This window comes from Actinomadura sp. NPDC048021 (assembly GCF_040653135.1).
GTDB lineage: Bacteria > Actinomycetota > Actinomycetes > Streptosporangiales > Streptosporangiaceae > Spirillospora > Spirillospora verrucosospora.
This window is the reverse complement of the sequence record NZ_JBEZJQ010000012.1, coordinates 178,979-204,190: the sequence shown is the minus strand read 5'-3', so window position 1 is coordinate 204,190 and position 25,212 is coordinate 178,979. Positions and strand designations below refer to the sequence as shown.

The following is a 25,212-nucleotide window of genomic DNA, read 5'->3' as shown; positions in this document are numbered from 1 at the left end:
GTCAAACCCGCGAAATCCAAAGACAGTAGAAGAAATGTCGAAAACTTGGGCAGATATTACTCCAGGTTTTTGAGGCGTCGAGGATTGGCGACTAGAGTCAACGATATCCGGCAAAGACGACATCCCCGCCCTTGAGGGTGATCCGCCACACCGGCTCGTTCGCTGATCGGAACCGCCCCGCTTGCCGGGTTCTGCCGCATCACCCCGCATCTGCGGGGGAGCCCCAGACCTGTCGGCCGGTCCGTCCGATCGACAGCTCACCCAGAGGAGCCGCCTCGCGGTTCCGGGGGGAGGGGAATAGTCCATGCGCACCACCGCGGAACCGATCACGACCGGCGGCCTCCCGCCGCCCCCGGCCCCCCGGCTCGCCCTGCAGCCGTCCGCCCCGCTCATGCGCCACCGTTCAGGGCGGGGACGCGCGCTTCTGGACGGCGCCTGGTGGCCCCGCTCGGCCGATCCGGTCGCCGAACTGCCCGCGTTGCTGCTGGCCCTGCGGGCCCACGGCCCACCCGGCGACCGCCAGCCGATCAGCCACGTCCTGCTGCGGGCGGCCGACTGGCACACCCATCCGCGCCGCCTGCTCGTCAACGGCCCCGACGACACCCGCGAGGTCCTGCTGAGCTGGTTCGACAACCTGCCCGCCGGGCTGCTCACCGCGATCTACGCCGACGGCCGCCGCATCGACCTGCTCACCGTCCCGGCCGCCACCGGCCACACGGCGGCCCAGGCGGCCCTGGACAAGGCCGCCGATCCCGCCGATCATCTGCCCGCGCCCGGCCTGCCGGCCGCACCGACCGTTCCAGCCGACTCGCATGACGGGCCTGAGGCGTCCGAGCTCCAGAGGGTGGAGATCGCATGGCGGCTGACCGCGTGAACCGTCAATGCCGCGCTGACCCGAGGACACGACCGGCACGGCCGAATTCATCCACCCCGCGATCGGAGATCGCCATGACCGGCGGCAAGCCCACGACCGTATGCACCCGGTACTCCGGCCCCACCCGGTTCACCGCCGTCAGCCGATCCCGGGCCGTCGCCAGGGCCACCGCGCCTTCCCCCGGACGTCCGGGCATCACCATCGTCGCCTTGCGGGGCGATCTCGACATGGCTTCCGCCCCCGCACTGGGCGAGCGACTTCTCACCGCACTGCCCCAAAGCGCCCGGCTGCTGATCCTCGACCTGCGCGAGGTGACCTTCTGCGACGCGGCCGGGCTGACCATGCTGATCGGCATCCAGCGCGATGCCACCGAACTCGGCATCAGCCTTTACCTGTCCGCCCCCCGCCCGCAGGTCGCCAAACTGTTGCGCATAACCGGCCTGGACCGCGGTCTCAACGTCCACCCAGGCTCCTCCCGCCACGCCCCGGATGCTCCAGGCAGCTGATGCGGTCGAACTGGAAATCCACGGCGCCCGCCAGACCGCCCGCCGTCCGGTCGACCAGAACGGCGGCCGGCCGGACCGGCGTGGTGGCCGCCCGGTGCGTTCGGTGCTGCGGCCGGGCTCGCGCGGCGGGCGGAGCGAGCGCACCGCCGCGGGCCGGCGTCCTTCAAACCATCAAGGAAGTGGTCTGCGATGCCGGAACACCCGCCCCACCTACCCGCGGACGGCGGGCCCCCAGACTTCAGCGTGCTGGCCGATGGGCTGATCCGCCAGGCGTTCACCGTCAGCATGGACCTGCACCAAGACCTCGCCCGGCTCAGCCCACACGACGGTGACGACCATCCGCCCCGGCGGCAGCGCGACGGCAGGCCCGGTCGGCCTGCCGCTGCGGCGCCGGCCCATCGCCAGGTGACCCCCGCCGAGGCCGAGCGGCTACGCAGGACACTGCGGCAGTCGATCGGCGCACTGGACGAGATCATCCACGGCATCCGCGCCGCGGCGCTCGCCTACGCCATCGCCCAGGCGCCGCCGGCCACACCGACCACGACCTCCGCACCCGACGGGAGACTCGGTGCCGCACGCCACCGCCGCTGGACGGCGGAACGGCCACACTGAGGCCATCGGCGTCCCTGCTTCCGGGACGGGCCGGACCGGCGCTCCCTCGCCGACCTCGGCTCCCCGGCCATGACGAAGTTCACCGGCAGGGTGGACGCGGGGCCGCCGTCCCGGCTCAGGCGATCCGGCCGACCGCGAGGTCCTGCGGCAGGGCAGGGCAGGTGTCGGCATCGAGGGCCTGCGGTCCGGCGCTCATGGTGTCTCGATTCTGGTGCCCGCCTCGCCGGTGAGCAGGGCGGGCGCGTCGGCGAGGGAGCCGATGACCGCCGCGGCGCCGGGACGCTGCTCGGCGAAGCGGCAGGCGGCTTCCGCCTTCGGCCCCATGGAACCGCTCGGGAGGTCCATCGCGCGCAGCCGGGCCGGGGTGATGAGGCCGACGGGACGGGCGTCCGCGGTGCCGTAGCCGGCCATCACCGCGGGGACGTCGGTGAGCAGCATCAGCGTGTCCGCCTTCAGGAACGCGGCGAGGAGTGCGGCCGTGAGGTCCTTGTCGACCACCGCCTCGACACCGTGGTGGTCCGGGTCGATCGGGACGCCTCCGCCACCGGCCGCGATCACCACGCAGCCGTCGTCGACGAGCCGCCGCATCGCCGCGAGTTCCACGATGTCGCGCGGTTCGGGGGAGGGGACGACCCTCCGCCACATGCGGCCGTCCGGGCGCATCGCCCAGCCCCGGGCGTCCCGCAGCCGCCGTGCCTCGGCCGGTGGGTAGCCGCGGCCGATGAACTTGGTCGGGTCGCGGAAGGCCGGGTCGGCCGGGTCGACGAGGGTCTCGGTGAGCAGGGCGACGACCTCCCGGTGGGGAAGAACGCGGCGCAGCTCGCGGATCAGCCAGTAGCCGATCATGCCCTGGGTCGCGGCGCCGAGGGCGTCGAGCGGGTAGGGCGCGGCGAGTTCCGGGTCCGCGGCGCTCTCGATCGCCAGTAGCCCCACCTGCGGACCGTTCCCGTGCGTGACGATCAGATCGTTGCCGTCCGCCAGAGCCGCGAGGCCGCGGACGGCCTCGCGGACATGCGCGATCTGGACGGCGGCGTCAAGGGGTTCCCCGCGCTGGAGCAGCGCGTTGCCCCCGAGCGCGGCGACGATCCTCATCGTCGGCCTTCCAACTGGTCGGTCAGGAGGGCGTAGAGGACGGCCTGTGTGGCGGGCAGCCGGTTGGCGGCCTGCCTGAAGGCCAGCGACCGTCCGCCGTCGATGACGGCCGCGGTGACCTCCTCGCCGCGATGGGCGGGCAGGCAGTGCATGAACACGGCGTCCTCACCCGCACCGTTCATGAGGTCCTGGTCGACCCGGTACGCGGCGAACACGGAGCGGCGGCGCGCGCGTTCGTCTTCGGAATCTCCCATGGACAGCCAGACGTCGGTGTAGACGACGCTTGCGCCACTGGCCGCCGCGGCGGGGTCATGCGTCACCACGATGCTTCCGCCGCGCCGTTCGGCTTCGGCCCTGGCGGACGCGAGGGCCTCCTCTTGGGGCAGGTAACCGTCCGGGGCGGCGATGGCCATCTCCATGCCGGCGACCGCCGCGGCCTCCATCAGGCTGCGGGCGACGTTGTTGCCACCGTCGCCGACGTAGGCGATGCGGTGGCCGTGCAACTCGCCGAAGTGCTCCCTGACGGTCAGCAGGTCGGCGACGGCCTGCAGCGGATGGTGCCCGTCGGTCAGCGCGTTGACCACCGGGATCGGGGCGGCGGCCGCCAGTTCCTCGACGTCGGTGTCGGCGAAAGTGCGGATGACGATCGCGGCGGCGTAGGAGCCCACCACCCGGGCGGTGTCGGCGATGGTCTCGCCGCGCCGCAGTTGCAGTTCGTCCGGCCCGACCGTGACGGGGACGCCACCGAGTCGCGCGACCGCCGCCGCGGTGGACAGGCGGGTCCGGGTGGACGGCTTGGCGAAGTACATCGGGACGATGCGGCCGGCCAGCAGCTCGTGCGCCGAGCCCGGCTCGTCCTGGAAGCCGGTGGCCAGCTTCAGCAGCATGGCCAGGTCGTCGGCGCTGAGGTCGGCGGTGCGGAGCAGGTCTTTCATGGGGTCACCTCGTCGCGGTGCAGGGGGCAGGACATGCATCGGGGGCCGCCTCTACCGCGGCCGAGTTCGCTGCCGGGGATGGTGATGACCTCGATTCCGTGGTGGCGGAGCATGGTGTTAGTGGTGACATTGCGCTCGTAGGCGACGACGACGCCCGGTTCGACGGCCAGGACGTTGTCGCCGTCGTCCCACTGCTCGCGCTCGGCGGCGCGGACGTCCTGATCGGCGGTCAGGACGCGGACGTGCGGCAGGTCGAGGGCGCGGGCGATGGCGGGGAACAGCGCCTCGTTCTCGTGCACCAGCACCTCGGTGGCCCGGCCGGGCGTGAGCGTGTAGGACCGCAGCGGCGGAAGCCCGCGGTAGACGGTGAAGGCGTCCCGGTCGACCATGGTCATGACGGTGTCCAGGTGCATGAACGCCCGCCGCCGGGGCAGCTGGGCGGCGATGACGCGGTGCGCGGCGCCCTCGGCGAACAGCCACCGGGCGAGCAGCTCGATGGCCTGCGGTGTCGTCCGCTCGCTCATGCCGATCAGGACCAGGCCCTTGCCGAGGACGTGGATGTCGCCGCCTTCGAGCGTGGGGAGGGCGAAGTCCGCGCCCGGATACCAGACGGGCTGGTGCTGCTCGGCGAACATCGAGTGGTACCGGTAGATCGCGTCGAGATGGAGGGTCTCGCGGCGGCGGGCGGGCTTGGCCATCGGATGCAGGGTGACGCCGCCGTACACCCAGGCCGACGGGTCGCGGGTGAACAGGTGGTTGGGCAGCGGCGGCAGGACGAAGTCGCCGTCGTCGAGCGAGGCCAGCAGGAGGCTGTGGACGGCCAGGCCCATCTCGGCCTTCGTCAGCCCGCCGATGAGGTGCCGGGCGAGGGTGTCGGGGTCGAGGCCGTCCAGCGCGGCCCGGACGGGATCGGCCAGCGTCGGCCCGAGCACGGTCTCGGCGGCGGTGTGGTCCAGCACGTGCGCCCGCGCCTGGTCGTCCTTGAGGGTCTCGGCCAGCAGGTCGGCGACGTAGAGCACCTGGACGCCGCGCTCGCGCAGGGTGTCGGCGAACACGTCGTGCTCCTGCCGGGCGCGCTTGGCCCACAGCACCTCGTCGAAGAGCAGGTCGTCCTTGTTGGCCGGAGTGAGGCGGAGCAGTTCCAGGTCGGGGCGGTGCAGCAGCACCTGCCGCAGCCGCCCGACCTCGGAGGAAACGGTGAACAAGGGATCTTTCCTTTCGGACGGCGGTTCAGGCGGCCTTGGCGGGCGGTTCGGGCTCGCTTCCGACGGCCTTGAGCGGAGTGCGAGCGTCGCGGTACTTCAGCCACGCGTAGACGGGGAATCCGGCGAAGACCAGCAGCGTGCCCTTGAAGACGACCTCCTGGCCGGCGCCGGAGATCGCCCACACCGAGTAGCCGAACGCCAGCAGCGCGATCACCGCGTCGCGGGCGAGCCGGCGCCCGGAGAACGCGGCATGGTCGGTGGCGAGCAGCACCAGTTCGGCGGCCGCCGCGTAGGCGTAGGGGATGACGGTGGTGAGGGTGGCGAGCAGGATCACGAAGGTGAACTGGTCGACCAGGCTCGCGTTGTAGTTCATCGCCATCAGCGCCGTCACCAGCACACTGGAGATCACCAGGCCGGCGACCGGGGTGCCGCCGCGTCCGGTGCGGGCGAAGATCCGCGGGAACAGCCCGTCGCGCGCGGCGGCGAACGGCACCTGGCCCTGCAGCAGGATCCAGCCGTTCAGCGCCCCGAACGCGCTGATCGCGGCGCCCGCCGCGACGAGGTCGGCGGCCCAGCCGCCGAACGCCGCGTCCGCGGCGTCCGCGAACGGCGCCGTCGAGCCGGCCAGCGCGGCGGCGGGCACCAGACCGAGCACGGCGACGGTGCCGAGGATGTAGATCAGCGCGGTGACGGCGGTGCCGGCGATGGTGGCCCTCGGGATGGTCTTCTCCGGGTTCTCCACGTCCTCGGCCGGAACGGTGGCCGACTCCAGGCCGATGAACGACCACAGCGTCAGCGCCGCGGCGGCGGTGACCGCCGAGAACGCGCCCTCGCCGCTGCCGTTGAACGGCCCGAAGTTGGCGGACTTGATGAAGAACAGCCCGCCGACCGCGATCAGCAGCAGCGGCACCAGCTTCACCACAGTCGTCACGACCTGGACCGCGCCGCCCTGCCGGACGCCGTAGGCGTTCACGGCGGTCAGCAGCCAGATCACCGCGATCCCCACCACGGCCGCCAGGGCCCTCTCGGTGGCCAGCGCGTGCCAGAAGTGGGCCAGGTAGCCGACGAACGCCACCGCGATCGCCGCGTTCCCAGCCCAGACCGCGATCCAGTAGCCCCAGGCCGTCTGGAAACCGACGAAGTCGCCGAACGCCCGCCGCGCGTAGGCGTAGGGCCCGCCCGTCCGCGGGTAGGCGCGGGCCAGGCGCGCGAACACCAGCGCCAGCAGCACGGCGCCCGCGCTCGTGAACACCCAGGCGATCAGGCTGATGGGGCCGTACTCGGCCAGCGAACTGGGCAGCAGGAAGACACCTGATCCGATCATGTTGCCGACGACTAGGGCGGAGGCCATCCAGAAACCCAGTCTTCGGCGGGGGGATTGCGTGCGCATGAGCGTCTCCTCGATGAGCGGCCTGCGTGCCGCGACACTCAGTCGATCACCGGCGGCCCGCCCGATCGCCGGTCGTCCGTCCCCAACCCTCCGGACCAAGGTCCCGCCCCGTGGAGACAATCGGCCGCTGCCCCGCACAATGACGGGCTGTTGGACGCGGCTCTCGCGCACGCCACCGGACCTGCCCGCCGAAACGGACGTCGTCGAGGCCGCATGACGCCCGTTCCGCACCCGTCGGTTGCCGAAAGGCGCATGCTGGTCCACGCTGTGCCGACGGGCACTTCCGTCGGCATCGATTACGTCAGCGGCGAGGGCCCGGACGCGGCCGGTGTGAAAGTCCCGTTCGTAGTGAGTTCGCCCGCCCTCGTGTCTGGCTGCGGCGTTTCTCAATGGTTTATAGGCGGCTGTCCATACTGTTCCAGTGATCATCTTGCTGCCTGGGAAAAGCGGAACGGGATTCAGAGATATGGCCCGCGCCGTGGTGTGATCAGGGCAGGATGCCTTCTTGAGGGGACGGATCGGTGGCCGGGCTCATGTCGGCCGTGGATCCGGCTCCTGGTCCGGCATCGGCGGCACACCGAGAGGCCCGCGCGGAGGGCCGTGAATCCCGGGGCCGTCGATGCCCACGGCCATACCTCGCCGCCGATCGTGGCCGTCGGGACGGGCCGAGTTGGCACCAGGGCAGTTGCGCTTCTGGCGCGACGGCGCCCCGACTTCTTCCAGGTGCCGTACCTCCTCTGCTTCCGCCAATTTCAAGGTGCTGTCCGGGCCGTCGCTACCTGTAGCCCTACGCCGCACCCTTGGTCGGCCTGTACTGGAAGGAAGTGCCAAGGACATGTGCGGCGTATGACACGGGCGGGTGCTAACGGCAGCCCTGCTCCGGGGCTCGGGTGAGGGAAGTATGCGCGGCTGCGTGCGGAGGACATCGCAGTGACCGCGCGGACCAGAACCGTGCGGCTGCGCGCCAAGCACCACCAGGTTCGTATGATCGCCCTGATTGCCGGCTCCGTCACGCGGAACTAGTACTTGCTCCGGTTACTCCACTGTGGAGGCCCGCGATCCGAGAGCGCTGGGGCACCAAGGGCGCCTGCACGGCGGGCGGGGCACGCCGTCCGGCGCACAGCCGGTCCACTTGTCGGTCTCTGGCACTGCGCTGGTGTAGGACGCGAAGCGCTCGGGATCGCGACCCCCACAACGATTGGGCGTTGCCTACTCCGACAGGCAAGGGCCAGCGTTTTGTGGCCCAGACCGTGAAATCCTCGGCCGCATGGAGAACGGCGGCTATCGATTGAGCCGGTGACGTTCGGCTTGCCGGAAGATGTCTGGAACGGGCTGGCTCTGCACAGGGCGGCGAATGATGCCGCGCTGTGGAGACGCCCGCGGCGATGAGCAGGACCGCGGCAGTCTCGGGACCGACTCGATAGCAGCCCGCCACGCCGGATGCAGGTGGTGATGGCGGTCCGTCGAGCCAGTGACCGCAGCGTGTGACCAGTCGGGGCGCCGGTGGTCGTGGCCGCGGCAGGTTCCAGGACGGCGCAGCGACGAATCGGCGGCGGAGGCGGCGGTCTGCGTGGTGGGCGAAGCCGGGCGACAGTGTGTTCGACCAGTGATCTCCGGTGGGGGTAGGCGGCTTGCCAATCCGGTGCGCCGGTTTCCGAAGCTGGCTTTGACACGCGAAGGGGGAGCCGCGGCCCTTCACCCCGCGACTCCCCGAAACCTACACCTTGCCCTGTGTCACTCGCAGCACCTCACCGCGACCCGCCCCCAGCAGGTGACGCGCCACCATCAGCCCCTCTTGTCCATAGTGCAGATGCACTAGCGCAAGATCCACCACATCAGTCTCCGCCCTCCGACGATCGTTCACCTCGCGCTCCCGGATCGACTCGGTACGCGTCACCACCGCCCTGACGACCGACCACACCAGGTCCAGCACATCCACGGTCACCTCCAGCGCATCACCCGTCCCCGCCAGGGACAGGCCGTCAGAATCGCGCTGCACCACCTCCCAGGCCGTTCTCGCTTGCTGGTAAAGCGCCTCGAGCGTCACCTCCACCGTGTCCGGCCCAGACACGTCCGGCCCAGACACGTCCGGCCCGGTCACCGGACATCTCCTGCAACGTGTGACACTGCGGGCCCGGCCTTACGTGCTGCGGCCCGCCCGTACCACAGGTGCTCGACCTGTTCACGGCCGTAACGGTGTATACCGCCCTGTGCGCGATCACTCGCCAGCTTTCCTCTGTTGCCCCAGCGCACCACTGTGTTGCGACGCACACTTAACATGCGCGCAGCCTCACCGGAAGTAAGAGTCCGCCCAGGACCGAAGTCGCACCCGTCGACCATCACCCGGGCAGCGATCATCCGTTCTCCCACACCGATCCCCTCTGTCATTGAAGGCGACCACGGCGGGAGCAGACCCATGCAGATCCACCCCACGCATGGCAAGAACAAGCCGCGCATGCTTGATACGCGCACGCGCCCATCGAACTTCCCGGCCCGCCAGCACTTCCGAGGACCGCCACGGCGAGAACACGCGTATCAGCCCGCTGGTACAGCAACTCGGCGTCGGACCGCTTCAGGAGAGATCACGACACCGCAACTCGGTCAAGACGGCCTTTCCGCCCTTATAGTCGAAGCGCGAACCCCACCGTGTGACGGACTCGGCGACCGTGCGCAGGCCCCAACTGCCCTGACTGAGCGTCTCGGTCTCCTTGAAGACCGGAAGGGGTCTGTCCCCGTCCCAGGCCTCCACGACATACGCGCTACCGGAAGTGTAGGCGTTCACCGTGCCCAGCTCCGTTTTTGCGTGAATCACGGCATCTGGTCGCCAGTTCGATTGCGACCAGCCGAGCTGAGCACGCATCGACTGGCCACCCCTCGGCAGCGATCTTCACGACTGATCAAGAGCGGCCTTGACACTGGCCGGTTCAGCTTTCAGATAGATCATCTAGAGAGCTTCAATGGTTGGTTTTACCGACTGTGTCTTGATAGTGACTGGTCTGCGGGGTGAGCGGGTTACCTCTGGTGGATGCGGTATGGGCGGGGGCGCCGATGTCGGTGAACCGGTGACGGCGGGCCTGGCAGACGGGAGGGACGGCAGCGCTGGCCTCCAAGGGCGCCAGTGGCGCGAAATGCAAAGTGACCGGCGATCAGGTGAAGCTCCTGGAGGAGGCGTTGGAGGCCGGTCCGGCCGCGCACGGCTGGACCGAGGCAAAGGCACTACCGGGGGACGACGCGGACGCACACCGGTCGTGCGCGTCACCGCTCGCGGCACCCACCGGAGGGGTTCGACGAAGGCGACTACATCCGCTTACTGGACGCCGCTCACCAGCATCTCGGCGGACCGATCGTCGTCGTTTGGGATGGCCTCAACACCCACCGCTCGGCCCGGATGCGCCGCTACCTGGCCGCCCGGGACTGGCTCACCGTCTTCTAACTGCCGCCCTATGCCCCCGAACTCAACCCCGTCGAAAGCGTCTGGGCACACCTGAAACGGTCTCTGGCCAACCTCGCCAAGCACGCCATCGACCAGCTCATGACGCTCATCAAGACCCGCCTGAAACGCGTCCAGCGCCGGCCCGCCCTACTTAACGGCCTCCTCGCCGGCACACACCTACCACTCTGGTAACCCCAACTCTTGAAGCTCTCCAGTCCGGAGTCGCGCGCCGGCTGGACGACTCGACGATGGTGTGTCCTGGATCACAGTCCGCCACTCGGGCTGTGCGGTGAGCCGCGTTGTTTGCCGAAGGCCGCCGTTCCTTTTCTTTTTCATGCCCATCCCCGTGCCGGTGTTCTCCGAATGTCGAATGAAGACACCCGGGCGACGACATCCAAGTCCGTTTTAGGGTGGTATCGAGAGGAATTCAACTATCGTGATAAAAGTCAGCAAACCGGTGGCCGCCGCTGCCGGGGCGGGAGTGATCGCGGCTGGAGGGCTGGTCGCCGCCGTCGCGCTGCGGCCGGCGCCATCGAGCGCGTCCAGCCACCGCGAGGCGCCGCTGATCGCGGGTGACCCACAGGCCGACAACACCGACCTGTACGCCTTCACCAGCCCCGACAGGCCCGACACGGTGTCGCTGGTGGCCAACTGGATTCCGTTCCAGGAGCCGAACGGCGGACCGAACTTCTATCCGTTCGCCACCGGTGCGCGCTACAACATCAAGATCGACAATGACGGCGACGCCAAACCCGACATCGTCTACCGCTGGACGTTCCGGAACGAGGACCGGCGCGGCAACAAGACGTTCCTGTACAACAACGGACCAGTGACGTCGCTCGACGACCCCAATCTGCTGTTCCGCCAGCACTACACACTTCAGCGGATCACCCGTAAGGGCACCCGCACGCTGGTCCGCGATGCTCTCGCCGCGCCCTCGCGGACAGGTGCGGCGTCTATGCCCGACTACGGGACGCTGCGCCGGCAGGCGACGCGGCAGCTCGCGGGCGGTGCCCGGACCTACGCCGGGCAGGCCGACGACTCCTTCTTCCTCGACCTGCGGGTCTTCGACCTGCTCTACGGCGGGAACCTCAAGGAACGGGGCAACGACACCCTGCGCGGCTACAACGTCAACACCATCGCGCTCCAGGTCCCCAAGAAGGACCTCGCGCTCAAGGGCGACCCCGGCCGCAACCCGGTCGTCGGGATCTGGTCGACCACCGACCGCCGCGGCGCGTCGGCGAGGCTCGGCCACCACCGCGCCGGCGGCTACCACCAGGTCTCGCGACTGGGCAACCCGCTGGTCAACGAGGTCGTCTCGTCAGCCGGGCTGAAGGACGCCTTCAACCGGCTCGCCCCGGACAAGGACCACACGGTCAAGCCGCTGGTGAAGCGGGTGCTGGAGCCGGAGGTCCCCGTCCTGGTGGAGAAGATCTACGGGATCAAGGCGCCGCCGACCCCGCGCCGGGACCTGTTCGAGATCTTCCTGACCGGCCTGGCCAAGAAGACCGGCGGGCCGCTCCAGGCCGACCTCAACTCCCAACTGCTCAACAAGGACGCCCGCGGTGCGCGGTTCACACCCGCCGAGATGCTGCGGCTGAACATGGCCGTCCCGGTCACCCGCGACCCGAACCGGCTCGGCGTGCTGGCCGGTGACCTTCAGGGCTTCCCGAACGGGCGGCGGCTCACCGACGACGTCGTCGACATCGAGCTCCAGGCACTGGAAGGCGCGGCCCAGACCGGGCGGCTCGTCCCGGCCCTGGCCGACGGCGACCGCGTCAATCGCAACGACGCACCGTTCGGCGGAACGTTCCCGTACGTGGCGCTGCCGCACACCGCCGCGGTCAACCAGGCCGGCTGAGCAGACGGGGTGCAGGAGGCCGCGGCCTCCTGCACCCCTCATCCGAGAGGGAAACGTGCTGTCCACACCCAAGCTCAGACGTGCGGCCTTCCTGCTGCTCCCGGCCACCGCGCTGGCCGTCGCCTCGATCGCGGTCGTGGGAGTCGCGCGCGGACCAGCGCCCGCGCGCCGCGATCCCGGCCCCGCCGCATCCGCGCCGCCGGCGGACGCGGCGGCGGGCGCCATCGCGCGCTACCAGCGGACACTCCGGGAAACACCCGGCGACTACGCGACATGGGCGGCGCTGGGCGCGGCCTACGTGCAGCAGGCCAGGATCACCGTCGACCCGGCGTACTACGCCAGAGCCGAAGGCGCGCTACGCCGATCCCTGGCGCTGAACGCGGCCGGCAACCACCGAGCGATGATCGCCATGGCCGCGCTGGCCAACGCCCGCCACGAGTTCACCGACGCCGTCCGCTGGGGCCGGCGGGCCGAGCGGATCGACCCGGCCAGCCCCGAAGTGTACGGCGTGCTCACCGACGCCTACACCCAGCTCGGCGACTACCCGGCCGCGACCGCCGCCGTGGCCCGCATGAACGATCTGGGCCCCGGCGTCGCGGCGTTCACTCGCGCGTCCTACGAACTCGAGACGCACGGCGACGACGCGGGCGCCCGCCGGGTGCTGCGGCAGGCGGCCGAGGACGCCTACACCCCGTCGGACATCGCGTACTGCCGCTACTACCTGGGCGAACTCGCCCTGCACTCCGGCGACCTGGACGAAGCCGCCCGCCAGTACCAGGCGGCCCGCAGCGCCGACCCCGCCTACGTCCCCGCCGCGCAGGGCATCGCCAAGACCCATGCCCTGCGCGGAGACCTCGCGGGAGCGATCAACGGCTACCGTGACGTGGTGGGCCGCGTCCCGCAGCCGCAGTACATCGCCGAGTACATCGAGCTGCTCCGCGCGGCCGGGCGCACCGGCGAGGCCGCCGAACAGCATCGGCTGCTGGTCGCCCAACGCGGGCTGATGGCCGGCAACGGCGTCGTGGACGATCTGAGCGCGTCCGAGTACGCCGCCGACACAGGCGACGCGACCAGGGCGCTGCGGCACGCCCGCGCGGAGTGGGCGCGCCGCCGGAGCGTCGTCGTGGCCGACGCCCTCGCCTGGGCGCTGCACCTCAACGGCCGCGACCGGCAAGCACTGCGACACGCAGAGCAGGCGACCCGCCTTGGCTGGCGCAACGCACTGTTCTACCGCCACCGGGCCGAGATCCACGCAGCCCTCGGCGACAACGACGCAGCCCGCCGGGACCGCGCGACGGCCCGGCGCATCAACCCGCACCTCGACCTGAGATTCCCCGCGATCGGCAGAGCATCATGACTCCAACCGGCCCAGCCACCACGCTGAACGGACACACCCAGCCGACGTCTCGGCCGAGCAACCGGACGCGCCGCCTGACCGCACGGGCCGCAGCACGAATCGCGCCAGGACGCGCCGGACTATCGGCTGCGCTGGCGTTGATCTCCGCCCTGATCGCGGTGATCTGTTGGGGACCTCCCCTCCCCGCCAACGCCGGCACCTCGTTGCCCCACCATCCGCTGGGCAACTTCACCGTCAACCACTACGACGGGTTGCGGCTGGAGACCGACCGCGTCGAGGACACCGCGATCGTCGACTCCGCGGAAATCCCCACCCTCCAGGAGCGCGCCGCGGTCGACACCGACCGGGACGGGACGGTCAGCGCACCTGAGGCGGCCCGCTACGCCGAGCGGCAATGCGCCGCCGTCGCCCTAGCCAAACCGCTGACCGTGGGAAACAGGACGGTCGCCTGGCGGCCGACGGCCACCTCCTACGCCCGGGTCCCCGGCTCGGCAGGACTGCCCACCAGTCGCCTGACCTGCACGCTTTCGGCGCCCGCCACCATAACGGCGGCCACACGGATCCACTTCAGCGACACCTTCCGCAACGACCGGATCGGCTGGCACGAGATCACCGCCACCGGCAAGGGTGTGCGGATCGACCGATCGCCCGTCCCCGCGAGCAGCATCAGCGACCAACTGCGCCACTACCCCAGCGACCTGCTCACCTCGCCACTGGATGTCCGATCGGCAACCCTCGACGTCCGACCCGGCACCGGCTCGTCCTTCGCACGACTACCCGGGCTGCCCACCGCCGGGCCCTTCACCCGAACGCTCGGACACCTCACCACCTACTTCGACTCCCTGGTGGGCGCCCGGCACCTGTCCCTGAGCGTCGCCCTGCTCGCCGTTGCTCTCGCCGCCATCATCGGCGCCGGACACGCCGCGCTCCCCGGCCACGGCAAGACGGTCATGGCCGCCTACATCGCCGGACGCCGGGGCAGGGCCCGCGACGCCATCATCCTCGGCGCCACCGTCACCCTCACCCACACCGGCGGCGTCCTGATCCTGGGCCTGCTGCTCTCGACCTCGGCAGCCCTGGCCGGAGAAACCATGCTCGCCTACCTCGGCGTCGCCAGCGGCCTCCTGGTCGCGGCCATCGGCATCGGACTCCTCCGCTCAGCCTGGCGCACACACCACAACCGCCACCCCCACGCCCACGCCCACGGGCACGGCCACGGGCACGGCCACGGCCACGGGCACGGGCACGGGCACGGGCACGGGCACGGGCACGGCCACGGCCACGGGCACGGCCACGGCCACGGGCGCTTCGGCAAGGCCGGATTGATCGGGTTGGGACTCTCCGGCGGCCTGGTACCCAGCCCGTCCGCGCTGGTGGTACTGCTAGGCACGATCGCCCTTGGCCGGACGTTCTTCGGAGCCGGTCTCGTCCTGGCCTACGGAATCGGCATGGCCGCCACCCTCACCGCAGCGGGCCTCACCCTCATCCGCCTGCAAAGCATGCTGGGCCGGACCTCCCTCACCCGCAAAGCGAAGTGCTTGAGCCGCCTCGTTCCCTTCGCAACCGCCGCGCTGGTCATCGTGGTCGGCCTCGGCCTGATGCTGCGCAGCTTCAACGGCTCGGTGTAGGCCGACACCCCATGACCACCATCAGGGTCCGAGTCGATGCGGAGGGTGATGACGAGTGGTGGGCGATGTGCTCGTCCCGTGCCTCAGCCAGGCCGAAGCCCCGCCGTGTGGGCACTGTCGCGAATGCCCCGCAACGGCGGAGGAGCTGACAGGTGTCGACAACGCACCCGACACCGAGCCACAGACCGATACCGAGACCTTCGCCGTAACCGGCGCCAAGCAGACTCTCGGTGGCCGGTACGCCGCGGGGGTCCGCGCTCTTGGCACCCGAGCCGCCGAGGGGACCGTCCCGGCATGATCGGCGAACTGTTCGAGGAGGCGCTGTATGGCAGCGCACGGGTGGAGATCGAACACCTCGACGGCCGACGGCGGCGCTGGCCCACCGCGGACTTCCAGTACTCGGCATCGACGCGGCACCGCGCGCGGTCGAACTGGCCATCGCGGCCGGCGCCCCGACCCTGTGTCGAGACGTGTTCGGCCGCGTGCCAGGCGCCGGGCGATGGCGGACGATCCTGCTTGCCGCCGGAAACATCGGCATCGGCGGCGACCCCGCAGCACTGCTGCGCCGCGTCCTGAGACTGCTGGGGCCAGGCGGCCAGGTGTTGATCGAAGTCGACCCGCCCGGCACGAGCTCACGAACCGAGCCGATGCGGCTGCGTTCAGCCCGGGCGATCGGCGATTGGTTTCCCTGGGCTCATGTTTCCACCGATGGCGCCGACGCGCTGGCCGCCTCATGCGATGCGGCCGTCACCGAGCGATGGGAGGAGGCGGCCCGCTGGTTCGTCGCCCTCCACCGCCCGGCAACCAGCACCACACTTCCCGGAGAATGTGGTGGAGGCGAACAGGACACCGCACGCCGGGGGCGCCATCAACAACGCTCACGAAGAGGTTCCCCCGGTTAGTACCAGCAACTGGAGTGATGGACGTTCAGCCGGCCAGATCGCGTTCACATTTCCCATGGCCATCAGGTGTGTTGAGCGACCAGGCGGAGATGGCATCCCGATTCGGGGAGTGTCGAGTCAACGGCGGATCCGATGATCAAGGAGACGCCAGGTGACCGACAGCATCGTTGGGGACGACTCCGCTGAGCAGCCGGTCCGGGCGCCGCAGGGGGCGGTCCAGCCCGTTTCGGAACCGCCGAGCGGACAACGAGCCAACATCTCTGTGCCCGGCGCCCACGCGGTCATGCGGCGAGCCCGGCGCGGACTGCCCGAGCGGGCAGGACGATGAGCGCGCGGTCGAGCCCGGTGGCGCGGAGCAGCGCGGCGACCTGCGGGCCGGGGGCGGCCAGGCGCAGGGTGATGCCGAGTCCGGCGGCGCGGCGGCGGATGCCGATCAGCACGGCCAGTCCGGCCGCGTCGGCGGACGTCACCGTGCTCAGGTCGAGTATCAGCAAGCGGCCGTTGGGCCGCAACGCGTCGATCAGGTGTTCGCGCAGCGCTGCTGCGGCGGCACCGTCCAGGGCGCCCGACAACGCGACGATGGTGTGACCGGGGCGCCGGTGGGCGGGCATCCGCACCTCGTGGGGGCCTCGTACGAGATCTGCGGCGGCGGGCGGGGTGGTGGTGAAGGTGGTCATGGTGATCTCCGTTCGGAGAGGGGCGGAGGTTCCGTGCCCGGGCGGCCGCCCGACGGGCCGGCCGGGCAACGGGTCGGATCAGCGTGTCGCCGGGTCTCCTCGAAGGCGTCCGCCCTCGGATTCCCAAGCGTCCTCCGAGGCGTTCTGGGTGCCGGCCCGGTCCGGTCGGCCGGGTGCCGCGGTGAGGGCGGCCAGCAGGCCGGGGGTGTGCAGATGGTTGGCGGGGTGGGACGCCAGTTCCATCACCGCCTCGGCTTCGGTGCGGGTCGTGGAGACCGGGACGGTGAGCAGGTCGACGCGCCGCCCGTCGGCATGGATCGCGGTGAGGAGCCCGGCGGGAAGCGAGTCGAACCAGCTCAGCCGCACCATTCTGCTGTCGGCCGGGCCGTCGATCCGCAGCCGGCGCGGTCGGCTGTCCCAGTCGTCCACCCGCAGCAGGACGTGGGTGACGGGACGGTGGTCGTCGATGGGGCCGTGGTCCTGCAGCGCCAGGACCAGCCCCGGCAGCTCCGCGACCGGGTCGGCCGAGCGGGGCCACCAGGCGCCGTCCAGCGCGGTCCGCACCGAGCCGGGAGGAGCCGCGGGGCGCAACCGCAATCGTGGAGTCGAGGGTGGTGACAGGCTGATCGTCGTGCGGCGTTCGGTGGTGGTCCACATGGCCGGCACCTTCTTCTGGATTTCGATCGATGCGGCGAGCCGGTTCCTCATCGGAGGCGCTTGCGGGTCAGCGGCCGCGTTGGGCGAGGCGGGCGGTGCCCAGAATCAGGGTCACCGCGAGTCCGGCGGCCATCGCGGCCAGGAGCACGACCGCCAGCGGCAGGACACCGCTCATGCCGGCGAAGGAGATTTGCGCGTCGCCGGTGTTACTTACCACGACCACCATGAAGACGGCCGAGATGACCGCGCCGGCCCACATACCGGACCACGCCACGCTGGTGCGGGTCACCGTCACCGTCTGCGGGGCCGACCGGGTCTTGCGCTGACCGGGCGAGCCGGGGCCGGGCCGGAAGCCCGCGCCGGGACGGCCGCTGGTGCGAGGCTCGTACGAATTCGGCATGACTCCCCCTCTCGGGGGCGAGCCGGTGTGACGGAACAACCTCAGAATGAGGACGTCATCGTTGCCGGATAATTTGATCCTACCCGACGATTCATGAATATTTGCAATTATCTAAAAAGATTTCTTTGAAAGGTGTGCAGGGACACGGGATCAGGATTCATTCGAGCTCCGGGCGGGCGGTCATCGGTGCGAGTGATGCCGTGTGCGCGCTTTGCCTGTTTCCCGCCATCAGGCCGTCCGACTTGAATGCGAAGCAGCCGGTCACCGCTGGGGGCTGCGCCCGGCTGGTCCAGGACCGTCCGCTCCTCCCCGGGCCGGCAGGCCCTGCACCACGGCCGACCCGTGGTGAGGCGAGACCTTTGGCCGGGTTGCTGAACAGGAAGTGAGCCCCATGACCGTCCGAGACCGGGTCTCCCCGATCCGAACCTCGAAATGCAGCCCCCCTCCCGGCGCGCCGGACTGGGCCGACCACGAACGATCTGGACCAGACCGAGGCGCGCCTGCTCAGCACCGCCCAAGCCGCGGGCCTGAGCTTCGAACAGATCGCCGCCGTCCTCGGCCTCGGCGTCGAGGAGACAGAGGAGCGCTACCGGCAACTCAAACCCCGCCTGGACGAACCGGCCGCCGCACCGTCCCCGGCACCGCCGCCCCGCGCCGGCGCTTCCGGCAGATCCCCCCACCGTCCGGGCACACCGCCCACGGATCAGCCGACCTGGGACGAAGTGGACGACGAAGACTGGGGAAACTGATTCAACCGGAAATGAAGGAGTCCCAATGATCCAGATGGCCGGCATCAGGGAATGGCGCACCCGCGCCGTCCGCGACTCCGGCGGCCACAAGATCGGCACACTGGAGTCGGTCTACGTCGACACCAGCACCGACGAACCCGCCATGGCCACCGTGCGGATCGGTCTGCCCACCCGGCACCGCCTGGCCTTCGTCCCCCTGGAAGGTGCGACCGCCGGCCCCGGCTACGTGCGGATCGCCCACGACAGGTCGCAGGTCAAGCACAGTCCCGCGATCGGCATGGACGACGTTCTGCCCGCCCAGGACGAGGAAGCGGTCTTCCGGCACTACGGCCTGCACTACGAACCCGGCGCAGGCGGCGAGCGCCAGCTCGCCCGCCGCTGAACACTCGGACCCGACCGAAGGAGTGAAGGCACATGATGGTCTTCGTCCTCGTGGTGTTGATCGCCGCGCTGGTGCTGGGCATCCTCGTCCACGGCCTGTTCTACCTGCTGATCATCGGCGTCATCGTTCTCGTCGCCGATCTGGCGTTCCTCGGCGTGCGCTCGACCAGGCGCGAACGGCCGCTTCGCTGACCACCTGCACGGAAACGGCCCCGACGTCGGTCCGCATCGTCCGCGGGCGGGTCGAAGTCGACGTCGACGTTCTCGAACCCCTTGTGGCGTTCGGTCTCGGCACAGGAGGCGTAGGCGCGCCGGTCTCCGGCGGTCAGCTCGACATCGTCGGGGAAGGGCGTCAGCCGGCTGCGGGGCCACAGCCGCCGCTCGCGCATCACGTTGATCTCCGCGCCGCCACGAAGGTGACCGCGCCCAGGTAGATCCACGTCAGCAGCCCGAGCACGAGACCGAACATGCCGTAGGTGGCGGTCGCGCCCTTGAGCATGTGGGGGAGCAGGAACGCGCCGGCCCATTGCAGGGCCTGCCAGACCAGCGCCGAAACGATCGCCCCCATCCGGACCTGCGCGACAGACGCCACCGGACGCGGCCACCGCCGACAGCAGCGTGGTCGCCGGGACCGCCCCGCCGCCGACCGCCGGCAACACCAGACTGCGCACCCTGGCGGCGGGCTCATGAGGGACACCAGCATGAGCTGCGCGTTGGTTACTCCAGCTCGGGACGCAACGGCCCGCCGACCGCATGGAGATGGCGCAGCGCCTGCGCTTAGGACTGGAGGAGACTCGTCTCGCAATAGGCGACGCCGTGGCGGTTGCTGAGGGCGCGCACGAGCGTCTGCGCGCGGATCACCGACCCCCAACGACGGATCGCCCCGTTGCCGTGGGACAGCAGGTCCATACCGCGTATCGAGAGCCAGAGCGCCGCGAACGCCGTGATCGCCGCCTCCAACTCGTCGGTGTCCTCGGCGATACCGCCAGCTAGAAGGTAGCGGGCCGCGAACTCGCGCAGGTTGTCGTCGAGAAGTACGTGCAAGGGCCACGCGCGTATGAGTATTGAGGGGCAGAGGCAGGCCTTCGTCCGCCTTTTGCTCTTGACTGCGCCGCCCCCCACGGCCACCAGATGGGAAGCGCATCGATGATGCCGCCAGCGGGATGCGAGCCTCCGGATTCACTCTGCGGGAGGGTGCTGCTGACTGCTCTGGTGGTCCTGCGGTCGGTTCAGTGGGTGGTATGACCGGCTTGGGCGGGCGAAGAGCGCCCGGGTTCGAGGCTTGACCAAGGTGGACGCATGGCCCGGATCGAGCCGCCGAGCCGTCCTCAAGCCGTCAGGGGGACGGAGTGGGGGGAATCGGGCAGTTGGCAAACCGGGACATTTTCGCGTTTGCCCTGGTCGGACTGGGTGGGTCGCGTGGGACTCGAACCCACAACCTACGGATTAAAAGTCCGGAGCTCTGCCAATTGAGCTAGCGACCCGTCCTGGCAAGCGTACCGAGATCGACGGGGGGTTCGCGACGGGGTTAGGGGGCGGGGGTCAGGTGGACGGGGAGGTGCTTGAGGCCGTTCTGGAAGTTGGAGGCCAGGCGGACGGGCGTGCCGGTGAGGGTGACGTCGTGGGGGAGGAGTTCGCGGAAGACGGCGCGCATCTGGGTGCGGGCCAGGTGGGCGCCCAGGCAGAAGTGGGGGCCGAAGCCGAAGCTGACGTGGTCGTTGGGGGTGCGGGTGATGTCGAAGCGGTCGGGGGAGGAGAAGACGGTCTCGTCGCGGTTGGCGGAGGCGTGGTAGACGACGACCTTGTCGCCGGGCTCGATCTTCTGGCCGCCGAGGTCGAGCGGGGTCGTGGCGGTGCGGCGGAAGTCCATGACCGGTGGCCAGTAGCGGAGCATCTCCTCGACCGCGGACGGCAGCAGGGACGGGTCGGCGCGGAGGCGGGCGAGTTCGGCGGGGTGGTCGAGGAGGGTGAGCAGGCCGCCCGGGATGCCGTTGCGGAGGGTCTCGTTCCCGGCGACGGCGAAGAGGAAGAACATGTTCTCGAACTCGGAGGGGGTGAGACCGCCTTCGAGCATGCGGGACATGATGTCGCCGGACGGGTGGGAGCGCTTCTCGGCGGCGAGGGCGTGCGCGTAGGCGAACATGTCGGCGAGGGCCGTGGAGGAGCGCGGGTTGATGGGGCGGCCGTCGGGGCGGACGGTCTCGGACGGGCGGTGCCTCATCGCCTCGCGGGCCATGGGGGTCATCGCGGCGGCGTCGGCGGTGGAGAGGCCGGCGTAGTCGGGGTCCTGGTAGCCGATGACGCGGGACGCCCAGTCGTAGAGGAGGCGGCGGTCGGAGTCGGGGACGCCCATGATGTGGGCCAGCGTCCAGACGGGGAGGTCCGCGGCGAGCTCGACGAAGTCGGTGTCCTCGCCGAGGGCGGAGGCCACGAGGGCGCGCGCCCGCTCGTTGATGGTGTCCTCCAGGGCGCGGACGGCGCGGGGGGTGAACGCGGCGGCGACGATGCGGCGCAGGCGGGAGTGGTCCGGCGGGTCCTGGTTCAGCATCATCGCGCGGACGAAGGCGAGGTCCTCGGGCGTGTCGGGGTCGCGGATCTGGGTGGCGCCGAGGTGGGATGAGAACAGGTCCGGGGAGCGCAGGACGTGCTTGACGTCGGCGTGCCGGAAGACCGCCCAGAAGCCGGGGCCCGCGGGCCAGGGGCCGACGGCCGGTTCGCCGACCCGGGCGACCGGCGACGCGGCGCGGAGCCGGGCGAACGTCGCGTAGGGGACGCCGGCGGCATAGGTGGCGGGCAGGAAGATCTCCTCGTGCATGCCCTCAGCGTGCATCATGACGGGGTGAAGCCTGAAGAGATCCTCCGTGACAACTTCGCGCCGTGGGTGCTCGACCTGGGCCTGGTGCCCGAGGAGGTCGGGGACGGGACGGCGGTGCTGCGGCTGCCCTGGTCCGACCGTCTCGCCAGGGAGGGCGGCGCGCTGTCGGGGCAGGCGCTGATGGCGGCGGCCGACACGGCGGTGGTGCTGGCGGTGTCGGGGGCCAGGGGGGCCTTCGTGCCGATGACGACGGTGCAGCTCAGCACGACGTTCCAGCGGCCCGTGACGGGACGGGACGTGCTGGTGCGCGCGGAGCTGTCCAAGCTGGGCCGGACGCTGGCGTTCGCGGAGATCGACATGACCGCGGACGGGCGGACGGTCGCGCATGCCAGCGCGGTCTACGCCATCATCGGCTGACATGACGTGTACAGAGAAGGTCGTCGTCGCGGACGGCGAGTTCGACCTGCGGGTGTGGGGAACGCACGGCCCCGGGATCCTGCTCCTCCAGGAGATCTTCGGTGTCGGCGACTACATGGAGGCGGTCGCCGAGGACCTGGTCGCGCTGGGGTTCGTCGTGGCGGCGCCCGACATGTTCTGGCGGATCGAGCCGAACTGGACGACCGCGCACAACGAGGCGGCCCTGCCCAAGGGGATGTCGATGGTCTCCCAGTTCGACTGGGAGAGGGGTGTAGAGGACGCTGTGGCGGCGCTGGGGGTCCTCAAGGGGCTGCCAGAGGTGGGCCGGGTGGGCGTCCTGGGGTTCTGCTTCGGCGGGACGCTGGCGTACCTGGTGGCTGCGAACGCGCAGGTCGATTCGCTCGTCTCGTACTACGGGTCCGGTGTGCCGGGAATGCTTGACAAGCTCGACGCCGTCCAGGCGCCTGCGCAGTTCCACTTCGGCGGTGCCGACCCGTACATCCCCCGGGAGGACGTCGCCAAGGTGGAACGTGCGGTCGAGCAGAGGGACCACATGGAGATCCACGTCCAGGAGGACGGCGGGCACGCGTTCCACAACCGCAAGGCTCCGATGTTCTACCAGCCGGAGCCCGCCGCGCGCGCTTGGCGGCTCACCGAGGAGTTCTTGCGGCGGACCCTGCCGGCCTAGTGCCGCGAAGGCCCCGCGCCGGGCGGGCGGCGCGGGGCCTGGCGTGCGGTCCGGGTCAGATCCCGGGCCGGACGGCGCCGTGGAAGTTGCGCTTGTAGTAGCCGTTCAGCTTGATCTTCTTGACCCGCTTGCCGGAGCTCGGCGCGTGGATCATGTAGCCGTGGCCGACGTAGATGCCCATGTGGCTCCGGCCGCCGTAGAAGAACAGCAGGTCGCCCTTGACGGCGCCCTTCCAGGAGACCTTCTTGTGGACCGCCTTGTAGATCTGCTGGGTGGTCCGGGGGAGCTTCACCCCGGCCTTGCGCCAGGATCCTCCGGCGAGCCCGGAGCAGTCCCAGGAGCCGGGGCCCGTGCCGCCGTAGCGGTAGGGGTCGCCGATCTGCTTGGCCGCGTACCTCACGGCGTAGTCGGCGCGCTTCCTCTGCTTGGCGATCCGGGCCTGCTTGGCGGTGAGGGCCGTGGTGGTGACCGTCGCGGCCGGGGCCGCGGCGAGGGGCGCCCGCTGCGGGGCCGCGGCGTGCACGGGCCCTGCCGCCAGGACGGACGCGCCGAGCGCGGTGGTCGTGGTGAGCACGAGCCCGCCCACGGTGAATCCGGCCTTGAGGGGGTTTCGAGGGGTATGCAGAATGTCTCCAGACCTCGCGGTTGATGCCTACCGGGCAGCCGTCACCCTCCGGATTAATTGGAGGGTTCGAGATGCAGCGGCCGATTTCGCAGCGTCATTGAGGGGGGACGCAGAGAAATGGCGGCCGCTTCCGGTTCCGTGCCTCTCGTCTGCACGGATTCGGCGTCCGACGACGGCTTCCGGGCGAGGTCCCTGGAGGGGACGACCTGGGGGTCCGCGCCGGCCTCCCGTGGGAGACCGTCCGCGCCGCCGCCGCGCGTCGGGGTGCGTGTTCTGTTGTCCGGGCGGCTCGGGCGCCGCATGAACCGGGCAGGAAGCTAGCCAGCGCGCGGCCGGGCTGGCAAATCACCCGCCATTTCTCCACGGTGGCGGCGGTCCGTTTGAGACACCGGTCCAGCGTTCTGCCAGCACTGATCAGCAACCCCTTTCACTGATTGTGAAGTGAGTCACAAGCGCCGGAAAAGCATGATCAATTTATCGGTCTGTGATGCGCGGCACAGCCGGGGGCGGGTCCGGCGGTTGCCGGATCCGGCCGTGTCCGGCCATTGACGGGGGCGCGCGCGACCCCTGTAGTGCGAAGGAGATTCATGTCCGCCTCCGGAGGGAGTCCCGTGTTCGGCAGGCCCCGCAGAGCACGCCCCGTCCACCTCCTGCCGGCCCTCGGCCTGGCGGCCGCCCTCGCGCTGACCGCCGCGTCCCCCGCCGCGGCCGCCCCGGCCGCCGAGCCCGCCGCGGGCAGGCCCGCCACCGCCAAGTTCCCGCCGGGATTCCTCTGGGGCGTCGCCACGTCCGGCTTCCAGAGCGAAGGCTCCTTCCCCGACAGCAACTGGACGAGGTACGCCGACCGCAAGGCCGGCGGCGTCACCGACCCCTACGGGAATTCCGTCGACTTCCGGCACCGCTACCCGAGCGACCTGAAACTCGCCCGCGGGCTCGGCGCGAACGTGTTCCGGACGTCCGTCGAGTGGTCCCGCGTCGAGCCGCGCCGCGGTTTCCGCGACCCCAAGGCGATCGCCTACTACGACGACCTCGTCCGCCGGATCAAAGCGGCCGGGATGCGCCCGATGCTGACGCTCGACCACTGGGTCTACCCGGGCTGGGTCGCCGACCAGGGCGGCTGGGACAACCCTCGGACGCGGGACGACTGGCTGCGCAACGCCCGCTTCGTCGTGGACAGGTACAAGCGCCAGGGCGTCGTCTGGATCACCTTCAACGAGGCCAGCGCCTACGTCTACAAGGAGTTGACGGCCCGTCCGATGGACCTCGGCCAGATGATGAGGATGCGCGACGCCCTGGTCAGGACGCACCGCGCCGCCTACGACATGATCCACGCGGTGGACCCGGGCGCCCCGGTGTCCAGCAACGTCGCCTACGGGTCGCCTGTCAACGGCATCTTCGACGCGGCCCTGTTCAACGAGGTCACCGACAAGCTCGACTTCATCGGCATCGACTACTACTACGGCGCCAACCTGCAGAATGGGACCGCGGCCTACGCGCTCATGGGCGAGTTCTGGAAGATCGACCCCGAGCCCGAGGGGCTGTACTACGTCCTCAGGAACTACCAGCGCCGGCTGCCGAACCTGCCCATCTACATCGTCGAGAACGGCATGTCCACGGACGACGGCAAGCCGCGCCAGGACGGCTACACACGCTCGGACCATCTGCGCGACCACGTCTACTGGATCCAGCGTGCGATGGCCGACGGCGTGAAGATGATGGGCTACAACTACTGGAGCCTCACCGACAACTACGAGTGGGGCAGTTACCGGCCGCGGTTCGGCCTCTACACGGTGGACGCGCTGACCGATCCGTCCCTGGCGCGCCGTCCGACCGACGCCGTCCCGACCTACCGGTCGATCATCGCGAACCGGGGCGTTCCCGCCGGTTACGTGCCGGTGCGCAAGCCCGGCTGGTGCTCGATCGAGGACCCCGTCGCCACCTGCCTCGGCACGACGCCCACCCCGCCCGCCGCCTACCGCCGCGCGGAGTGAGGACGGGCGTCTCCGCC

27 protein-coding genes and 1 tRNA gene are annotated in these 25,212 nt (G+C 70.4%); 13 read left to right on the top strand and 15 right to left on the bottom strand.

The genetic code is table 11. The features are described 5' to 3' along the window. The first annotated feature begins 304 nt into the window (after nt 1-304). From AB0C87_RS21710 to AB0C87_RS21700, 3 genes are all read left to right on the top strand, one after another. The gene (locus tag AB0C87_RS21710) at nt 305-874 is read left to right on the top strand and encodes a DUF5994 family protein (protein WP_360579199.1); all 570 of its coding nucleotides are present in this window, start codon (nt 305-307) and stop codon (nt 872-874) included. Between the two features lie 74 nt (nt 875-948). Further along, nucleotides 949-1,380 (top strand): STAS domain-containing protein, encoded by a 432-nt coding sequence (locus tag AB0C87_RS21705; RefSeq protein ID WP_360579198.1) that lies wholly within the window; start codon nt 949-951, stop codon nt 1,378-1,380. Between the two features lie 243 nt (nt 1,381-1,623). Continuing rightward, complete coding sequence (locus tag AB0C87_RS21700) at nt 1,624-1,992, top strand: hypothetical protein (RefSeq protein ID WP_360579196.1); 369 nt, start codon at nt 1,624-1,626, stop codon at nt 1,990-1,992. 192 nt (nt 1,993-2,184) lie between these two features. Here AB0C87_RS21700 and AB0C87_RS21695 read toward each other — a convergent pair whose 3' ends face one another. From AB0C87_RS21695 to AB0C87_RS21665, 7 genes are all read right to left on the bottom strand, one after another. Next, entirely contained in the window at nt 2,185-3,084 is a 900-nt protein-coding gene (locus tag AB0C87_RS21695) for a carbamate kinase (protein ID WP_360579194.1), read from the bottom strand. Then, a complete protein-coding gene (gene argF, locus AB0C87_RS21690; protein ID WP_360579192.1) occupies nt 3,081-4,019 on the bottom strand; it encodes an ornithine carbamoyltransferase in 939 nt (312 codons plus the stop codon). The genes AB0C87_RS21695 and argF overlap by 4 nt, the downstream gene beginning before the upstream one ends. Next, a complete protein-coding gene (locus AB0C87_RS21685) occupies nt 4,016-5,224 on the bottom strand; it encodes an arginine deiminase (protein ID WP_360579190.1) in 1,209 nt (402 codons plus the stop codon). The genes argF and AB0C87_RS21685 overlap by 4 nt, the downstream gene beginning before the upstream one ends. A gap of 25 nt (nt 5,225-5,249) precedes the next feature. Next, on the bottom strand, nt 5,250-6,614 hold the full coding sequence (locus AB0C87_RS21680) for an amino acid permease (protein WP_353831845.1): 1,365 nt from the start codon (nt 6,612-6,614) through the stop codon (nt 5,250-5,252). A 1,717-nt stretch (nt 6,615-8,331) separates the two neighbouring features. Then, nucleotides 8,332-8,715, bottom strand: a complete 384-nt coding sequence (locus AB0C87_RS21675) for a hypothetical protein (RefSeq protein ID WP_179842314.1) — start codon at nt 8,713-8,715, stop codon at nt 8,332-8,334. Then, nucleotides 8,712-8,954 carry a helix-turn-helix domain-containing protein gene (locus tag AB0C87_RS21670; protein WP_360579258.1) on the bottom strand — a complete coding sequence of 81 codons (243 nt, stop codon included), beginning with the start codon at nt 8,952-8,954 and terminating at the stop codon, nt 8,712-8,714. Before AB0C87_RS21670 ends, AB0C87_RS21675 begins: the two co-directional genes overlap by 4 nt. Before the next feature lie 232 nt (nt 8,955-9,186). Next, a complete protein-coding gene (locus AB0C87_RS21665) occupies nt 9,187-9,474 on the bottom strand; it encodes a hypothetical protein (protein WP_179842312.1) in 288 nt (95 codons plus the stop codon). A 573-nt stretch (nt 9,475-10,047) separates the two neighbouring features. On the opposite strand from AB0C87_RS21665, the gene AB0C87_RS21660 reads away from it, so the two are divergent. The 5 genes from AB0C87_RS21660 to AB0C87_RS21640 all read left to right on the top strand — a co-directional run bounded on the left by AB0C87_RS21660 (nt 10,048) and on the right by AB0C87_RS21640 (nt 15,469). Further along, nucleotides 10,048-10,239 (top strand): transposase, encoded by a 192-nt coding sequence (locus AB0C87_RS21660; protein WP_353831855.1) that lies wholly within the window; start codon nt 10,048-10,050, stop codon nt 10,237-10,239. Between the two features lie 244 nt (nt 10,240-10,483). After that, nucleotides 10,484-11,908 carry a DUF4331 family protein gene (locus AB0C87_RS21655; RefSeq protein WP_353831843.1) on the top strand — a complete coding sequence of 475 codons (1,425 nt, stop codon included), beginning with the start codon at nt 10,484-10,486 and terminating at the stop codon, nt 11,906-11,908. Nucleotides 11,909-11,963: 55 nt separating this feature from the next. Beyond that, the gene (locus AB0C87_RS21650) at nt 11,964-13,265 is read left to right on the top strand and encodes a tetratricopeptide repeat protein (RefSeq protein WP_360579187.1); all 1,302 of its coding nucleotides are present in this window, start codon (nt 11,964-11,966) and stop codon (nt 13,263-13,265) included. Nucleotides 13,266-13,423: 158 nt separating this feature from the next. Next, nucleotides 13,424-14,893, top strand: a complete 1,470-nt coding sequence (locus AB0C87_RS21645) for a High-affinity nickel-transporter (protein WP_360579185.1) — start codon at nt 13,424-13,426, stop codon at nt 14,891-14,893. 294 nt (nt 14,894-15,187) lie between these two features. Continuing rightward, nucleotides 15,188-15,469 carry a hypothetical protein gene (locus AB0C87_RS21640; protein WP_179848283.1) on the top strand — a complete coding sequence of 94 codons (282 nt, stop codon included), beginning with the start codon at nt 15,188-15,190 and terminating at the stop codon, nt 15,467-15,469. A 607-nt stretch (nt 15,470-16,076) separates the two neighbouring features. On the opposite strand, the gene AB0C87_RS21635 is transcribed toward AB0C87_RS21640, so the two are convergent. The 3 genes from AB0C87_RS21635 to AB0C87_RS21625 all read right to left on the bottom strand — a co-directional run bounded on the left by AB0C87_RS21635 (nt 16,077) and on the right by AB0C87_RS21625 (nt 17,529). Further along, a complete protein-coding gene (locus AB0C87_RS21635) occupies nt 16,077-16,472 on the bottom strand; it encodes an STAS domain-containing protein (RefSeq protein WP_360579183.1) in 396 nt (131 codons plus the stop codon). Between the two features lie 78 nt (nt 16,473-16,550). Further along, nucleotides 16,551-17,129, bottom strand: coding sequence for a DUF5994 family protein (locus AB0C87_RS21630; RefSeq protein WP_360579181.1), 579 nt, complete (start codon nt 17,127-17,129; stop codon nt 16,551-16,553). 67 nt (nt 17,130-17,196) lie between these two features. Beyond that, on the bottom strand, nt 17,197-17,529 hold the full coding sequence (locus tag AB0C87_RS21625; protein ID WP_360579179.1) for a hypothetical protein: 333 nt from the start codon (nt 17,527-17,529) through the stop codon (nt 17,197-17,199). 774 nt (nt 17,530-18,303) lie between these two features. On the opposite strand from AB0C87_RS21625, the gene AB0C87_RS21620 reads away from it, so the two are divergent. Both AB0C87_RS21620 and AB0C87_RS21615 read left to right on the top strand, forming a co-directional pair. Continuing rightward, nucleotides 18,304-18,660: a PRC-barrel domain-containing protein gene (locus AB0C87_RS21620; RefSeq protein ID WP_360579178.1), complete on the top strand. Its 357-nt coding sequence runs from the start codon at nt 18,304-18,306 to the stop codon at nt 18,658-18,660. Between the two features lie 32 nt (nt 18,661-18,692). Continuing rightward, entirely contained in the window at nt 18,693-18,851 is a 159-nt protein-coding gene (locus tag AB0C87_RS21615) for a hypothetical protein (RefSeq protein WP_360579176.1), read from the top strand. Nucleotides 18,852-19,047: 196 nt separating this feature from the next. Here the strand turns inward: AB0C87_RS21615 and AB0C87_RS21610 are convergent, their stop codons facing one another. The 4 genes from AB0C87_RS21610 to AB0C87_RS21595 all read right to left on the bottom strand — a co-directional run bounded on the left by AB0C87_RS21610 (nt 19,048) and on the right by AB0C87_RS21595 (nt 21,492). Next, complete coding sequence (locus tag AB0C87_RS21610) at nt 19,048-19,251, bottom strand: hypothetical protein (protein WP_353831836.1); 204 nt, start codon at nt 19,249-19,251, stop codon at nt 19,048-19,050. A gap of 185 nt (nt 19,252-19,436) precedes the next feature. After that, on the bottom strand, nt 19,437-19,703 hold the full coding sequence (locus tag AB0C87_RS21605; protein WP_353831835.1) for a hypothetical protein: 267 nt from the start codon (nt 19,701-19,703) through the stop codon (nt 19,437-19,439). Nucleotides 19,704-20,070: 367 nt separating this feature from the next. Continuing rightward, a tRNA-Lys gene (locus AB0C87_RS21600) sits at nt 20,071-20,143 on the bottom strand. A 44-nt stretch (nt 20,144-20,187) separates the two neighbouring features. Then, nucleotides 20,188-21,492: a cytochrome P450 gene (locus AB0C87_RS21595; protein WP_360579174.1), complete on the bottom strand. Its 1,305-nt coding sequence runs from the start codon at nt 21,490-21,492 to the stop codon at nt 20,188-20,190. 6 nt (nt 21,493-21,498) lie between these two features. Here AB0C87_RS21595 and AB0C87_RS21590 point away from each other — a divergent pair, with 6 nt between their 5' ends. Together AB0C87_RS21590 and AB0C87_RS21585 are read left to right on the top strand one after the other, a co-directional pair. Next, nucleotides 21,499-21,891, top strand: coding sequence for a hotdog domain-containing protein (locus AB0C87_RS21590; RefSeq protein WP_353831833.1), 393 nt, complete (start codon nt 21,499-21,501; stop codon nt 21,889-21,891). A 1-nt stretch (nt 21,892) separates the two neighbouring features. Continuing rightward, nucleotides 21,893-22,579 carry a dienelactone hydrolase family protein gene (locus AB0C87_RS21585; RefSeq protein ID WP_360579172.1) on the top strand — a complete coding sequence of 229 codons (687 nt, stop codon included), beginning with the start codon at nt 21,893-21,895 and terminating at the stop codon, nt 22,577-22,579. Nucleotides 22,580-22,634: 55 nt separating this feature from the next. Here AB0C87_RS21585 and AB0C87_RS21580 read toward each other — a convergent pair whose 3' ends face one another. Beyond that, complete coding sequence (locus AB0C87_RS21580) at nt 22,635-23,165, bottom strand: C40 family peptidase (RefSeq protein WP_345172723.1); 531 nt, start codon at nt 23,163-23,165, stop codon at nt 22,635-22,637. A gap of 626 nt (nt 23,166-23,791) precedes the next feature. On the opposite strand from AB0C87_RS21580, the gene AB0C87_RS21575 reads away from it, so the two are divergent. Then, complete coding sequence (locus AB0C87_RS21575) at nt 23,792-25,195, top strand: family 1 glycosylhydrolase (protein ID WP_360579169.1); 1,404 nt, start codon at nt 23,792-23,794, stop codon at nt 25,193-25,195. Nucleotides 25,196-25,212: the final 17 nt, after the last annotated feature.